General features: G+C 46.9%; 1 pseudogene. It reads left to right on the top strand.

The features are described from left to right. Positions 1–303, top strand: a pseudogene (locus tag R0J87_RS19350) (hypothetical protein); the annotation flags it as partial.

Below are 303 nucleotides of genomic sequence, written 5' to 3'. Positions count from 1 at the left end.
AGAGCAGCTGGCTGTAAACCAAACGCAAATATCGACAGTGATACACAACAACTCTGAGAATGCCCAGCGCGAGTTATCTGAAATAGAACAAGTCGCAGCCGCTGCGACAGAACTGTCTTCAACAGCATCTGATGTTGCCCACAACGCGCACTCGGCGGAAACTGCAGCGATTGAAGCTATCACCATCATCAACGCCAGCTCAAGTACGCTGCAACGCTCCGATTCTATTGCTGAAAGTGTCAGTGACTCTATGAAAGAATCTGCACGAATAATCAACGAATTAAGAGAGCATTCAGAAAAGAT

Source organism: Halomonas sp. SIMBA_159 (assembly GCF_046536035.1).
Taxonomy (GTDB): Bacteria; Pseudomonadota; Gammaproteobacteria; order Pseudomonadales; family Halomonadaceae; genus Vreelandella; species Vreelandella venusta_A.
Note: the sequence above shows the minus strand (reverse complement) of the source record. Positions and strands in the feature narration are given on the sequence as shown.